13 protein-coding genes are annotated in these 14,119 nt (G+C 68.6%); 10 read left to right on the forward strand and 3 right to left on the reverse strand.

Annotation, left to right across the window (positions count from 1 at the left end; genetic code table 11):
• Positions 1–4: 4 nt before the first annotated feature.
• Complete coding sequence (locus tag J2P76_RS10545) at positions 5–1,480, forward strand: ABC transporter permease (RefSeq protein ID WP_207407034.1); 1,476 nt, start codon at positions 5–7, stop codon at positions 1,478–1,480.
• The gene (locus J2P76_RS10550; RefSeq protein WP_207407036.1) at positions 1,477–3,150 is read left to right on the forward strand and encodes an ABC transporter ATP-binding protein; all 1,674 of its coding nucleotides are present in this window, start codon (positions 1,477–1,479) and stop codon (positions 3,148–3,150) included. The genes J2P76_RS10545 and J2P76_RS10550 overlap by 4 nt, the downstream gene beginning before the upstream one ends.
• Positions 3,151–3,185: 35 nt before the next feature.
• Here J2P76_RS10550 and J2P76_RS10555 read toward each other — a convergent pair whose 3' ends face one another.
• From J2P76_RS10555 to J2P76_RS10565, 3 genes are all read right to left on the reverse strand, one after another.
• Positions 3,186–3,731, reverse strand: coding sequence for a MarR family winged helix-turn-helix transcriptional regulator (locus tag J2P76_RS10555; protein ID WP_207407043.1), 546 nt, complete (start codon positions 3,729–3,731; stop codon positions 3,186–3,188).
• 31 nt (positions 3,732–3,762) lie between these two features.
• Positions 3,763–5,325, reverse strand: a complete 1,563-nt coding sequence (locus tag J2P76_RS10560) for a collagen-like triple helix repeat-containing protein (RefSeq protein ID WP_207407050.1) — start codon at positions 5,323–5,325, stop codon at positions 3,763–3,765.
• Positions 5,326–5,636: 311 nt separating this feature from the next.
• Positions 5,637–7,355: a ShlB/FhaC/HecB family hemolysin secretion/activation protein gene (locus tag J2P76_RS10565; RefSeq protein WP_207407052.1), complete on the reverse strand. Its 1,719-nt coding sequence runs from the start codon at positions 7,353–7,355 to the stop codon at positions 5,637–5,639.
• A gap of 445 nt (positions 7,356–7,800) precedes the next feature.
• On the opposite strand from J2P76_RS10565, the gene J2P76_RS10570 reads away from it, so the two are divergent.
• The 8 genes from J2P76_RS10570 (at position 7,801) to J2P76_RS10600 (ending at position 14,113) form a co-directional block, all read left to right on the forward strand.
• Positions 7,801–8,634 (forward strand): MHYT domain-containing protein, encoded by an 834-nt coding sequence (locus J2P76_RS10570; RefSeq protein WP_207407053.1) that lies wholly within the window; start codon positions 7,801–7,803, stop codon positions 8,632–8,634.
• A gap of 95 nt (positions 8,635–8,729) precedes the next feature.
• Positions 8,730–8,939 carry a Flp family type IVb pilin gene (locus J2P76_RS10575; protein ID WP_207407055.1) on the forward strand — a complete coding sequence of 70 codons (210 nt, stop codon included), beginning with the start codon at positions 8,730–8,732 and terminating at the stop codon, positions 8,937–8,939.
• Positions 8,940–8,977: 38 nt separating this feature from the next.
• Positions 8,978–9,472, forward strand: coding sequence for an A24 family peptidase (locus tag J2P76_RS23635; protein ID WP_347565302.1), 495 nt, complete (start codon positions 8,978–8,980; stop codon positions 9,470–9,472).
• Positions 9,460–9,906 (forward strand): TadE family protein, encoded by a 447-nt coding sequence (locus tag J2P76_RS23640; RefSeq protein WP_242697341.1) that lies wholly within the window; start codon positions 9,460–9,462, stop codon positions 9,904–9,906. The genes J2P76_RS23635 and J2P76_RS23640 overlap by 13 nt, the downstream gene beginning before the upstream one ends.
• Position 9,907: 1 nt before the next feature.
• Entirely contained in the window at positions 9,908–10,405 is a 498-nt protein-coding gene (locus J2P76_RS10585; protein ID WP_207407059.1) for a TadE/TadG family type IV pilus assembly protein, read from the forward strand.
• Positions 10,402–11,361 (forward strand): Flp pilus assembly protein CpaB, encoded by a 960-nt coding sequence (cpaB, locus tag J2P76_RS10590; protein ID WP_207407061.1) that lies wholly within the window; start codon positions 10,402–10,404, stop codon positions 11,359–11,361. Before J2P76_RS10585 ends, cpaB begins: the two co-directional genes overlap by 4 nt.
• A gap of 59 nt (positions 11,362–11,420) precedes the next feature.
• Complete coding sequence (locus J2P76_RS10595; protein ID WP_242697342.1) at positions 11,421–12,788, forward strand: type II and III secretion system protein family protein; 1,368 nt, start codon at positions 11,421–11,423, stop codon at positions 12,786–12,788.
• Positions 12,785–14,113: a pilus assembly protein CpaE gene (locus J2P76_RS10600; RefSeq protein WP_431603390.1), complete on the forward strand. Its 1,329-nt coding sequence runs from the start codon at positions 12,785–12,787 to the stop codon at positions 14,111–14,113. Before J2P76_RS10595 ends, J2P76_RS10600 begins: the two co-directional genes overlap by 4 nt.
• Positions 14,114–14,119 lie beyond the last annotated feature (6 nt).

A 14,119-nucleotide genomic window follows, 5' to 3' on the forward strand; every position in this document is an offset into this window, starting at 1 on the left:
CGCCATGCCCAAGTTCGTGTTCCTGTGGACGGATGTCGCGCTGTTCCTGATGGTGGCCGGCGCGCTGGGATACCTGTGGCGCGTGCGCCGCAGCCGCACGCTGCGCGCCACCTGGACGCAGGTGGGCCGCGATGCGCCGGCCATGTGCTCGGCGGTGGTGCTGGCCGCGTTCGTGGTGGTGGGGCTGCTGGACTCGGTCCATTACCGGCCGCAGCTGCCGCCCGTGCCCGGCACGCCGGCCGGCGCGCCGCCCATCTACGCCCCGGCGGTGCAGTCGGCGCTGGACGGGCTGCTGGCGGGCACCGTGCTGGCCCGCCCCGAAAAAACCTATTCCGCGCCGCTGGCCGCGCGCCAGTTCACCAAAGAAACCGAACTCATCGACGGCCATCCGGTGCGCGATTTTCCGCGCCTGCGCAGCGGCGGCGCGCACCTGGACGACCCCGAAACCCAGCTGGCGGGCGACGTGCTGCGGCGCCTGGCCTGGGGCCTGGCCGGCGGCGTGGCGGCCGCGCTGGCAGGCGGCGCGCTGCTGTGCGCCGCGCTGGCGCGCGCCCGCGGCGGATGGCGGCGAGCCGCGTCGGATATCGCGCGGGCGCGTACCGACGCGCCCTGGCGCGCCGTGTGGATCACCTACGCGCTGCTGTGCGTGGTGGTGGGGGCGGTGGCCGGCCTGGCCAGCGGCTACCATGTGTTCGGCACCGACCGCACCGGCAACGACGTGCTCTGGCAGGCCCTGAAAAGCGTGCGCACGGCCCTGGTCATCGGCAGCCTGACTTCGCTGGCCATGCTGCCACCGGCCATCGGCTTCGGCATCGCGGCCGGCTATTTCAAGGGCAAGATCGACGATGCCATCCAGTACCTGTACACCACGCTGACCTCCATTCCGGGCGTGCTGCTGGTGGCGGCTTGCGCGCTGATGATGCAGGTGTACATCGACAGCCACCCCGACCTGTTCGACACTTCCGCGGCGCGCGCCGACTTGCGGCTGTTCCTGCTGTGCATGATTCTGGGCCTGACCGGCTGGTCGGGCCTGTGCCGGCTGCTGCGCGCCGAAACGCTCAAGCTGCGCGAGCAAGAGTACGTGCAGGCCGCGCGCGCCTTCGGCGTGTCGCACTGGCGCATCATGCGCCGCCACTTGCTGCCCAACGTGATGCATATCGTGCTGATCACCGCCGTGCTGGAATTTTCCGGGCTGGTGCTCTACGAGGCCGTGCTGTCCTACCTGGGCATCGGGGTCGATCCCAGCATGAATTCGTTCGGCTCCATGATCGACCGCGCGCGCGTCGAGATGTCGCGCGATCCGATGGTGTGGTGGAACCTGCTGACCGCGTTCGTGTTCATGCTGGCGCTGGTGCTGGCGGCCAATCTGTTCGCCGACGCGGTGCGCGAGGCCTTCGACCCGCGCGCGCGCCGCTACCGGCCCGGCCGGCCGGGCGGCAACACGGCGCCTGCCGCCGCCGAAACCGGAGCGCCGCGATGAGCCATTCCAGTCATGCCCTGCTGGCGGTAGACGGCCTGGACGTGGACATCGCGGGCGACGCCGGCCTGACGCATGCGGTCAAGCGCCTGCAGCTGGCCATCGAGCGCGGCGAAACCTTTGCGCTGGTGGGCGAATCGGGCTGCGGCAAAAGCATCACGGCCCTGGCGCTGCTGCGCCTGCTGCCCGATGCCGGCCGCATCGTAAAAGGGCAGATCGCGCTGGACGGCCAGGACCTGAACCAGCTGCCCGAAAGCGCCATGCGCGGCGTGCGCGGCGGGCGCATCGGCATCATCTTCCAGGAACCTTCCACCAGCCTCAACCCGGTGATGAGGGTGGGCGACCAGATCCTGGAAACCCTGGTGGCGCATACGCCGCTGCGCGGCGCCGCCGCCCGCGCCCGCGCCGTCGAATGGCTGCGCCGCGTGGGCATTCCCGAGCCCGAGCGCCGCATCGACGACTACCCGTTCCAGTTTTCGGGCGGGCAGAAGCAGCGGGTGATGATCGCCATCGCATTGGCGGCCGAGCCCGCGCTGCTGATCGCCGACGAGCCCACCACCGCGCTGGATGTCACGGTGCAGGCGCAGGTGCTGGACCTGCTGGCCGATATCCAGCGCGAAATGGGCATGGCCATCCTGCTGATCACCCATGACCTGGCGGTGGTGCGCAATGTGGCCAGGCACGTGGCCCTGATGCGCGGCGGCGAAATCGTCGAAAGCGCGCCTGCCCAGGTTTTTTTCGAGGCGCCGCGCCACCCTTACGCGCGCCAGTTGTTCGACGCGATTCCCACCTACCAGAAACGCGGCCGGCCCCTGGCCGGCGGCGCTTCCGGCGCGCCCACGGTTGCGCCGGCGCCGGCCGGCGATATCGTGCTGGACGTGCAAGACCTGCTGGTGCACTACCCGGTGCGCAAGGGGCTGCTGCGGCGCATCGATTCGTGGGTGCGCGCCGTCAATGGCGTCACCTTCTCATTGCGCGCCGGCGAAACCCTGGCCCTGCTGGGCGAATCGGGCTGCGGCAAGACCACCACCGGCAAGGCCCTGCTGCGGCTGGTGGAAGGCGCCAGGGTGCGGGGCCGCGCGCTGCTGCGCGGGCGCGACCTGCTGCGCGCCGGCCGCCGCGAATTGCGCAGCCTGCGACAGGACATCCAGATCGTGTTCCAGGACCCGTATGCGTCGCTGAATCCGCGCATGCGCGTGGGCGACATCCTGGACGAGGGCATTGCCTCGCTGCGGCCCGAGCTTGACGAAGCCGCCCGCGGCGAGCGCACCCGCTACCTGCTGCAGCGCGTGGGGCTGCCGGCCGATACCGCCAGCCGCTATCCGCACGAATTTTCCGGCGGCCAGCGCCAGCGCATCGCGATCGCGCGGGCCCTGGCGGTAGAGCCGAAAGTGCTGATCTGCGACGAGCCCACGTCGGCGCTGGACGTATCGGTGCAGGCGCAGATACTGGATCTGCTGCGCGAATTGCAGGCCGAGCTGGGTATCGCCTATTTGTTCATCACGCACAATTTCGGCGTGGTGGAATACCTGGCCGATCGCATCGCCATCATGCACGAAGGGCGCATCGTCGAAGAAGGCAGCGCCGATGCGGTACTGCATGCGCCGCGGCACGAGATGACCCGCCGCCTGCTGGCGGCGGTCCCTCGGTTGGCGTTCGGGCCGGCGCGCTAAGCCGCGTCGGCGGCCGGCTCCGAACCAGGGGCCGTTCAGTCGTCCAGCCCGTGCACGTGGCGGGTTTCCAGCCATACCCGCGTGTCGTGCCGCAAGGCTTTCAGGCACTGGGCCAGGAAGCTGTGCACCGTTTCCAATTGCGCCGTATCGAAGTTGCGCGACAGCAGCGCGACTTCGCGGGCGATGGCATGGCGTTCGGCCAGCAGTGCGCGGCACTGCTCGTCGACCGGCCGGATCACGATGATCCGCCGGTCCAGCGGATGGCGGCCGCGCTCGACATAGCCGGCTGCTTCCAGCCGGTTGATGAGCGCGGTGGCGCCGCCCGGGCTGATGCCCATCAATTGCGCCAGCTGGCCGGTGGGCAGGGACTCGAATTCGAGCACCAGGTCCAGCGCTTTCAGGTCGGCCAGCGCAATTCCCATCTTTTCGGACAAGGCGGCCTGGCAGGCTGCCGTGTAGGCGGCGAACTGCCGCCCGAGCATCAATGAGATGTCATCTATCATGCCAGGCCGTGTCTCGTCGCTTTCGGAAACCGATGCGGAAGGGCGGCTAAGGTGTATCGCAGAATCCAGGTGCAACATGGGTTCACGCTCCGTTGTCCGCCGATCCGGTTTACTTGGCGCCACCGCCCAGGCCGCCCAGGACGCCGCCCAGGAGACCGCCGAGCAGGCCGCCATTGGCGCCGCCGCTGCCGCCGCTACCCGAACCGCCGCCCGTGTCGCCACCCAGGCCGCCGGTCAGGCCGCTGACCAGACCGGTAACCGGAGCCAGCAGGCCGCCCGCGGCATCGCCGCCGGCGCCGCCGCCCAGGCCGCCCGTCAGGCCGCCCACCAGGCTGGTCACCGGAGCCAGCAGGCCGCCGCCGGCGCCGCCGCTGCCGCCCGTGCCGCCGCCCAGGCCGCCGGTCAGGCCACCCACCAGGCCGGTAATCGGCGAAAGCAGTCCGCCCGCGTCACCGCCGGCGCCGCCACCCAGGCCGCCGGTCAGGCCGCCCACCAGATTGGTCACCGGCGCCAGCAGGCCGCCGGTGGCGCCGTCGCCGCCGCCCAGGCCACCCAGCAAGCCGGTCACGGGGGCCAGCAGGCCGCCGTCGCCGCCGCCCAGGCCGCCGCCCAGTCCGCCCGTCAGCGACGCCACCGCGGCGGTCGCGCTGCCCAGCGTGGCGCCCAGCGGATTCGGATTACCCGGCGTGGCATGCAGCACGCCGCCCGCGCTGGCGACCGCGTTGCCCAGGTTGCTGAGCACGCCATCGAGCGGCGTACCGTCGGGCAGGGTGCCGTCCGCGCCGGCCAGCGTGCTGCCGATCTGGGTCAGCAGGCCGGCCACGGGAGCGCCCACGGTGGCGTCGCCCAGTTGCTGGGTCACGTCGACGAGCTGGCCGGCAATCGGGCTGACCACGCCGTCCAGGCTCTTGCCCACGCCGCCCAGCGCCGGGTTCAGGCCCAGCGGCAGCACGTTGTCGACGGTAGAGCCGACATTGCCCAGGGCCGGTTCGAGAATGGGCTGCGCATCGCCGCCGCCCAGGCCGCCAGTCAGGCCGCCCACCAGGCCGGTTACCGGATTGAGCAGGCCGCCGTCGCCGGCCAGGCTGCCGGTCAGCGCGCCGACCGCGTTGGTGGCATTGCCCAGCACGGTAGTCAGGGGTTGGGGGTTGTCCGGGTTGGCGTTGAGCAGGTCGCCCGCGCTGGCGACCGTGTCGCCCAGGCCGCTGACCAGGCCGCCTACGCCGGTGTCCAGCCCGCCGGGCAGGCCGGTGCCGGCAACGGTGTCGCCCAGGTTGCTGACCGTGCCGCCGACTTGCGTCAGCACGCCGTCAACCGGCGCGCCCAGGCCGGTGGCCGCGCCCACTTGCTGCGTCAGGCCGGTAACGGTGTCGACCACCGGCGCGAGGGTGGGGTCGAGCGATTTGCCGATGCCGCCCAGCGCGTCGCTCAGCTGCAGCGGCGCCACGTTGTCGACCGCATCGCCGGTATTGCCCAGCGTGGTCTCGAGCAGGCCCGCCGGCACGGTAGAGGGGTTGTCGCCGCCGCCGCCGGGCAGGCCGGAAGAAGCGTGCTTGTCGCCGTCGCCGCCGCCCCCGCCGCAAGCGGCAAGCGCGGCTGCCAGCGCAGCCGTGATGGCCGTTCTGGCCAGGACGCGTTGAACGCGACGTACGTCGGAAGATTTCGCAGACATGATTGCACTCCTGTGGGGGACGAGTCGGCGTCACATATGCGCCGGTTACGTCCCTTGAAGCACAATCCGTGCCAACTTTTTGAAGCGGCTGGAAACAGCCCGAAATTCAAAGCGGCGTTGGAATTAAATTGTTTATAAATCAATGCCCAGCAATCGAATCGAAGATTTTCCCTGAAAAGTGAACATCCCAAATTTGGGACGTTGCGCATCCTGCGAATGTTACGGTTTCAGGGGTACATGACGTTACGTTCCGGGCGATGTTACGTAACGTTGCGGGCGGCGCGGCCGCCGCGGGCGGCCGCGCCGCGCGTTCAGAACGCGTCGTAGAACAGCGAGTAGTTGGCGTTGAAACGCAGGTCGCGGTCGCCGTCGTCGACGGTGCGCGAACCCACCGGCTTGGCCACGTTCACGTCGAACAGGTAGTACTTGTCGTCGGTGAAGCGCATGCCCAGGCCCACCGAAGACAGATGGCCGGGGTTGTTGTTCTGCACGGTGCGGTTGTTGTACCAGGTGCGCGCGTAGTCGACCATGGCGTACGGCTGCACGCTGGTCAGGTACTTCCAGCCGATGCCGAAGCGGCGGTTGATCTCGGCCGACACGCCCACCCCCTTGTCGCCGCTTTTCTCACCCTGCGGGTAGCCCATGCCGTAGCGCCAGCTGCCGTACGACACCTGTTCCGAACTGGGCAGAATGTCGTCGGTGTACTGGCCCGCGGCGTTCAGCACCAGCCCGAACTGGGCGGGCAGGGTGAAGGTCTGCTTCACGTCGAGGTTGTAGCGGGTGAAGTTCAGGCTGACATCGGGCACGCCGGTGTAGCCGTAGTTGGTGTCGACCGTCTTGTCGGCGCCGGCCGCGTTGAAGCCCTGCGACACGCCCAGGCCGACTTCGGTCGAGCGGCTGGGCAGCACATCGCGGTAGCGCAGTTCGGCCGTGGCCGCGCGCACGTCCACGTCCTGCTGCAGCCAGCGGTCGCTGTTGCGCGCTTCGTAGCGGTCTTTGGCATTGACCGCGTACACGCCGGCGGTGGCGACCAGCGAGCGCCGGTTGTTCAGCAGCAGCGGATAGCTCAGGCCGACGCCGACCCGGTTGTTGGTGACTTCGCGGTCATAGCCCAGGCGCTCGACCGCGTCGTCCTGCGGCCACGACTGGTAGTGGTGGGCGTCGACGTGCAGGGCCAGGCCGTCGGCGCCCAGCGGGACGGTAATCCGGGCCGCGACATAGCGGACATCGTCGCTGTTGAGCGGAATGCTGCTGGTCAGCTTCACCTGCTCGCCCAGCGGCGTGAGGCTGTTGCCGGCCACGTTCACCAGCGGCTGCATGCCTGTGCCGAGGTCGGCGATGCCGCCATCGGCCGTTACCGGACGCCGGGTGGCGGCCAGCACCAGTTCGGTGGCGCCGTCGGCGCGGCGCGGCAAGTCCAGCTTGGGCTGGAACCGCACGCCCGGCACGGTGCGCATCAGGTTCAGCACCCGTTCCAGCGTGGGCTGCGTCAGCGGTTTTTCTTCCAGCAGGGGGGCGGCCAGGCTTTCGAGGCGGTCGCGCGCGTTGCCGATGTCGCCATCGATCTGCACGTTCGAGATGTACCCCTCGACCACCGTCACCGCCACCAGGCCATTGGCGAACGACTGGTTCTGCAGCAGCGCGAACGACAGCGGATAGCCGCGGTCGCGGTACAGCGCGGTGATCTTGTTCACCTCGGCCACCAGCGCGCCCACCGTGGTTTCCTTGCCGGCCAGCGGGGTCAGAATGGCCGACACCTCGTCGAACGGCAGGGTTCTGACTCCCGACACATCGAAGTTGCGCGGCACGATGCGCTGCGCCAGGCGCGCCTGCACCGCCTGCTGTTCCGGCGTGGGCGCCTGCAGGGCCGGCTGCGGCCGCGGCGCGCCGGTGTTGGCCGGGGTCTGCACGCGCGGCAGGGCATCCACCGGGTTGCCGCGCAGCGGACCGTCGGCGCGGCTGGCCGCGCTGGCCAGCAAGGCCAGCAGCGCAGAAGAAACAAGAACGCCGGTACGCAGGGAAGCTGTCATGGGCCGCAATCAACAAAATGTGGCGGCCTCGCCACGATGCGGGCTGGCACGCGAAGTGAAACAGAATAGTTATTAAGTCTTCTGCATGTTGCCATACTGCAAAAGTTTTGCCAGCAACTAAGTAATAAAAATATACAAAAATCACTTCTCTATATAGTTTCTCTGAGCAAATTTTGCCTATATGTAACGTATATGCTGCATTTTATTAACGTTTTTCATCATTATCTGGACTTATTGTCCGGATAAGCTAGGATAGTCGGAAATATAAACATAAATTACGTAATAACCCTAATGCTATTTGTCTGTTAATAGTTGAGACTATCTTCGACCTTATGCAATTTGTTTTGTCGCAGCTAGTTTCTGGAGTCTCCAAATGAAACTTGCTGACGTGTTTCATCAAAAAACAGGCAAGCAGGGACAGGCGTAGCTCGCAACGGACGGATTTATGACCCCCGGTGAAATTGTTCCGCTGTCATTTGCCTCTGGACTGGTGATCCTTTCGTTTCTGATCGCCGGCTATGGCGCTTATGTGGCGCTGACCGCCGCGGCCCATATCCGGGCGGTGGCCGCAGACGGCCAGCCCTGGCTGCCATTCGTGGGGATCGCGGCGGTGGCGATGGGCGGCATCGGCATCTGGAGCATGCATTTCATCGGCATACAGGCGCAGGCCATGCCCTTCGACGCGGGCTACGAGGTGTGGCTGACGGCCCTGAGCTTCCTGCTGGCGGTGCTGTGTTCGGGCATTGCGCTGTGGTATGTGGCGCGCGCGCGGTTTTCGGCGCTGCGCTGCGTGGCGGGCGGCTTGATCGCCGGCCTGGGCATTGCCGCCATGCACTACGTGGGCATCGCCGCGATGCGCATCCCCGCGTTGTTTCTGTGGAGCCTGCCGTTGATCGTGGCCTCGGTGCTGATCGCCGTGGTGGTGGCCACCGCGGCGCTGTGGCTGGCGTTCCATGTGCAAACCACGTGGCAGCGCGCGCTGGCCGCCACCATCATGGCCATGGCCGTGTGCGGCATGCATTACACCGCCGCGGCGGCGGGCGCCATGGTATGCACCACGCCGCGTGAATTCGCGGGCCTGCTGATCGGCGGCGCTTCGCTGCCGTATGTGGTTTTCGTCTTGTCGATTGCCGTGCTGGCGCTGCTGCGCTGGCAATTGCACCGCTCGTCCCTGCGTTTCCGCCAGAAGCTGGCGCAGCGCGTGGACCAGCTGATCGGATCTGGCGCCGCAGGGACCGCGGCGGGCAATGGGCCCGTGGGTTCACTGGGGCGCGGATAGCAAACCCCGGCCGTGCCGGGGCGGGTGGCTGCTTGCCGGGTTGTTCCACGACGACAGCCGGGGTGTATCAACATGCGCACGCATGGGAGAGAGAAATGAAAGAGCAACTTCTGATGTTCTGGAATGACGAAGAAGGCGTGACCACGCTGGAATACGCGATTCTGGCCGCGTTGCTGGTGGCGGGGTTGGCGACGGTGATCAGCGCGTTGACCGGAGGGTTGGAGACGTTCTTCAAGACCATCGCCACCAAACTGGATGGCCTGACAGGCACTTCGGGAACGGGAACAGGAACGACCTCGGGCTGATACGAGTACCGCGCAAGCGTAGCGAACGCAAAGGTGGCGTGTTGTCCCTAGGGGAATCGTTGTGGTGGGTGTTGTTCATCCTGTGGAGTCTGGCGCTGGTGCACGCCGATTGGCGGCACCGGCGGATTCCCAATGTGCTGATCGCCGGCGCGCTCTGCCTGCAGCTGCTGTGGGCGATCGCGGCCGCGTCGGGCCTGGGATGGCAGTACGCGCCGCCGTGGCCGGGGTGGGGCATGGCCCTGGCGGGCTTCCTGCTGGCGCTGCCGTTCGTGCCGCTGTGGCGGCATCGCGTGATGGGAGCGGGCGACATCAAGGTCATCGCCACCTATGGTTTCGCTTTCGGGCCCCTGAACCTGATGCTGGTATTGGCGGCGGGCAGCCTGCTGGCGGGCGCGCATGCGGCGCTGTACCTGCTCGCGGCGCGCTGGTGGGTGCCGCCCCATCGCCTGCGCCAGGTGCCGTATGCCGGCTATCTGGCCATAGGCGCGCTCAGCGTGGCGTATATGCTCTTGAGTTCGCGATGGTCTTCATAGCGTTCTTCCTGGTGCTGTACGGCATCATGATGTACGGCATGATCTTCACCGCCCAGCAGTCGCTGATTCTGGCGGCGCAGGATGGCGCGCGCAGGGCGCTGCAGTGGCAGCCCGGCGCCGGCCATATGCAGTTGCGCGCCGAGGCCGCGCGCAGCACCGCGCTGCAGCAGGCCGACTGGCTCACCACGGTTTCCGGCGCGCCGCTGGCCGTGGCGGTGTGCGGCGTCGGCGGCGCCTTGAGCGCCACCGGCGGCGCCACATGCAGCGGCACGGCCCTGGCCGATGACCAGATCGAAGTCATTGTCAGCTTCCCTTACCGAGAACATCCGCTGATCCCGAATCTGCCCCTGCTGCGGCAGGCCATGGTGCCCGCGCAACTGCAGGCGCGGGCCTCCGTGCGCCTGAGCAATCTGGCCACCAGCGCAGGAAGCTGACATGGCGGCGCGACGCTTTCCCAGCCTCGATCGTCTTGCCGGCCGCCAGCGGGGCGTGGCGGCCATCGAGTTCGCCATGGTGCTGACAGTATTGCTGCTGATCCTGCTGGCCATTGTCGGCTATGGCGCCATTTTCTGGGCGCAGCAGCAGTTGTCGGCGGCCGCGGGCGAGGGCGCGCGCGCGGGCTTGCAGGCCCGCTACGAGGGCCTGCCCGACGCCCAGGCAGTTGCCTGCGATGCCGCGGTCAGCGTGTTCGGCGCCGGCACCCAGGTGCAATGCAACCGCGGCGCGGCGCCGTTTCCCTGCGCCTGGACAGCGGTGGGGGGCACGGCAGTGGGCTGCATGAGCGTGGTGCTGCAGTACGACGTCGCCCAATGGCCTTTGCTCAAATCGTTCCAGGGCCTGCTGGGGCTCGTTATCCGCAGTGAGGGCGACACCTTGATTCCCAAGACGCTGTCCGCCCACGCCACCATTCAAATCACACAGGAGCCGCTATGACCGGCGTAAGTAAGATTCTCGCCGCTGTCTTGCTGGCGGCAGGCATTGTTCTGGCGGCACTGGCTTATTACCTGGCCAGCCGCCCGGCGCCGGCGCCCGCGGCCGCGCCAGTGGCCGCGGCGCCCGCGCCGGCCCGGCCGGCGGCGCCGCAGGCCAGCCACCCGGTGGTGCTGGCGGCCAAGGCGCTGCAGGCGGGCACGCGCCTGGATGCAAGCATGCTGGAAGTACAGCAATGGCCGGTGGCGTTGAGCCAGGGCTATGCCCAGCCGGAAGCGCTGGTGGGCGAAGTGGTGCGGCTGGACATCGCGGCGGGTGAACCCGTTACCAGCCAGATGCTGGCGCAAGGCCTGGCCAGACAGCTGCATGAAGGCGAACGCGCCGTGGCCGTGCCGGTGGATGAAATCGTGGGCGCGGGCAATCGCGTCATGCCGGGCGACCTGGTGGATGTGTTCTTCTCGCTGCAGAAGGGGCAGGAAGTGCAGGGCAGCCAGGTGCGTCTGCTGCAGTCGCGCGTGCGGGTGCTGGCGTACGGGGCGCAATCCATCGATGGCCCGCCGGTCGAGGCCGACAAGCCGGCGGTGCAGCGCCCGGTGGCCGCGCCGCCGGCCCGTTCGGCGCTGCTGGCGGTGCCCGTGGAACGCGTGAACGAACTGCTGCTAGCCAGCCGTTCCGGCCACCTGCAACTGGCCCTGCGCGCCCCGGACGACGAAACCTTGCCCGACCGCGAGCTGTTCGCGCCGCGCCAGCCGGTCATCTCGGCCCGCAAAGACCTTACCGCCGAACAGCGCGCCGCGCTGGCCGACGGCGTCAACCGCGCTTACGCGGGCGACAGCCTGGCGCAGCTGGACGGGCCGGCGCCGCAGCCGGTCAAGCGTTCCGCCGGCGCCTCGTCGGGCGGCGGGGGGCGCTCGATCGAGATCTTGCGCGGCGACAGTGCGCAGCGCGTGCGCTATTGAATATCCAGCCAGATCACACCGGCCCACTATCCACCATGTCGACTCTGATGAAACCCCGTATGCGCGCCTCTCTGATCTGCACCGCGCTGGCCATGGCCGGCGCCTTCTACGGCGCGCCCGCTGCAAGCCAGGCCCAGCCGGCGAAGCCGGCCGCGGCGCCCGCCGCCGCCCAGGAAATCTCGCTGCCCGTCAAAGGGCAGGAGCTGCTGCCCCTGCAGGGCACGCCCACCCGCATCGCGGTAGCCGACCCGGATGTGGCCGACGTCAAGATATTGCCCGCGGCGGCCGGCCGGCCGGCCGCGGTCATGCTGATCGGCAAGCAGGCCGGCACCACCCAGGTACAGGTCTGGGCCCGCAACAGCCGTATGCCCATGGCCTGGACGGTGCGCGTGGTGGGCGCGGTGCAGGCGGAACTGGCGCGCCGCGGCGAGTCCGGCGGCGCCAATGTGGATGTGGCGGGCACCCATGCGCTGGTGTCGGGCCATGCGTCTTCGGCGCTGTCGCACCAGAGCTCGGTGGCGGCGGCCGCCGCCGCGGTGGGCGACAAGAACGTCGTCGACGTGGCCACCGCCGGCAGCGGCGGGGTGGTGCAGGTCGAAGTCAAGGTCGTGGAAATATCGCGCTCGGTCATGAAACAGGTGGGCCTGTCGATGACGGGCAGCGCGGGCGGCTGGGGGTTCGGCGTGCGCACCTCGCCGGATGGCTTTGCCGTTCCCGGCGCATTGGGCACCCGCGGCATCCTCAGCGACGGCTTCAGCCTGCTGTTCGACTCGAACCATTTCGGCGCCACGCTGCGCCTGCTGCAAAGCAACGGCATGGCGCGCGTGCTGGCCGAACCCACGCTGGTCGCGCTCAGCGGCCAGAGCGCCAGCTTCCTGGCGGGCGGCGAAATCCCCATCCCCGAATCGGGCGGCCTGGGCACGCAGAACGTAGTGTTCAAGCCGTTCGGCATCGGGCTGACGGTGACGCCCACCGTGCTGTCGCGCGACCGCATCGCGCTGAAAGTGGCGCCCGAGGCCAGCGAACTGGACTACGTCAACGGCATTCCCATCCTGAACGGCGAGACCGCCACCCTGATCCCGGCGCTGCGCACGCGCCGGGCCGACACCATGATCGAACTGGGCGACGGCGAAAGCTTCGTCATCAGCGGGCTGGTGTCGCGCCAGACCAAGGCGTCGGTGAACAAAGTGCCGTTCCTGGGCGAGCTGCCCATCATCGGCGCGTTCTTCCGCGGCATCGAGTATTCGCAGGAGGAGCGTGAGCTGGTCATTGTGGTGACGCCGCGGCTGGTGCGGCCGATTGCGCGCGGCGTGGCCCTGCCACTGCCCGGCGAACGGCAGGAGCGGCCCGAGTCCATGACCAATGCCTGGGGCTATTACCTGATGGGGCCTGCCGGCGGCCAACAAGTGCCGGGTTTTTCGCGGTGAAGGATATGAAGGCTTATTCCACAGAGTTGCCCGGGCTGCAGAGCGGCATCCGGTTTCTTTTCTGCTCGCAGGGCGACGGCGTGGCCGCGCAGCTGGTCGAGGCATTGGGCCCCATGGGCGTGCTGACCCAGGAGTCGCCGTCGGTCGAGCAGCTGGGGCGGCGGCTGGCCGATATCGATCCGCAGATCATCTTCCTGGACTTCACGCTGGCCGGCAATGACCCGGGCAAGCTGCTGCGCTCGGCCGACCTGGCGCGCACGCTGGCGCGCGTGGCGCCCGCCATCCCGCGGGTGGCGGTGGGCCTGCTGGGCCAGCCCGAGGGCGCCATTGCCGCCCTGCGCGCCGGGGTGACCGACTTCGTCGACCCTTCGGTGGCCCCGCAGGAAGTGCGCGAGATCGTGCAGCGCCTGCTGGACATGCCCAGCCTGGGCGGAGCCGAAGGCGGCTCGCGCCGCGACGTGCTGCTGATCGGCGCGCGCGGCGGCGTGGGCACCAGCACGCTGGCGGCCCACCTGGCGGGCATCGCGCAAGACCGCTACGTACAGGCGCAGTCCGAATCGAATGGCGCGGCCCGCAAGCCGGCCGATGCGGACGCCACGCTGCCGCTGGCGGCGCGCGTGGCTCTGCTGGACCTGGGCTGGCCCATCGGCGACGCGCAGTTGTATGTGAACGTGGCCGGCGATTTCGACTTTGCCGAAGCCGCGCGCAACCTGCAGCGGCTCGACGCCACGCTGCTGGGCTCGGCCATGGCGCATACGCGCGACGGCCTGAGCGTGATGGCCCTGCCGCGCGATCCGGCCCAGATGAACCATATGTCGCAGTCGGACTCGCTGCTGGTGTTCGAGCGCCTGCGCCAGCACTTCGGGCTGATGATCACCGACACGGGCGGGTTTTCCAATATGGATTTCGTGGCCGCGCTGGCGCGCACCTCGCACACGACCTGGCTCGTCACCGACCAGAGCGTCAGTTCGCTGGTGGCCCTGTCCGCCACGCTGCAGGACCTGGAGCGCCGCCATGTCGAGCGCAGTTCGCTGGGGCTGGTGGTCAACCGCTATGACGAGCGCTACGGCATGACCGCCCAGCAGATCGCCGACCGGTTCCAGCTGGACCTGGTGGGCACGCTGCCCGACCGGGCGCTGGCCTTGATGGTATGCACCAACCAGGGCCGGCTGCTGCACCAGGATGCCGAGCGCGATGTATACGTGCGCGGCGTGCAGGCCCTGGCCGAAAAGCTGTGCAATGAAACGCACCAGGCTGCCGGGCGCGGCAGCTGGCTGGCCACCTGGCTGCCCGGGGTGCACCGGCGCATGCTGGTGGCCGAATAGTGGGCC

It is taken from the genome of Bordetella petrii (assembly GCF_017356245.1).
In the GTDB taxonomy this organism is placed as follows: Bacteria; Pseudomonadota; Gammaproteobacteria; order Burkholderiales; family Burkholderiaceae_B; genus Bordetella_A; species Bordetella_A petrii_D.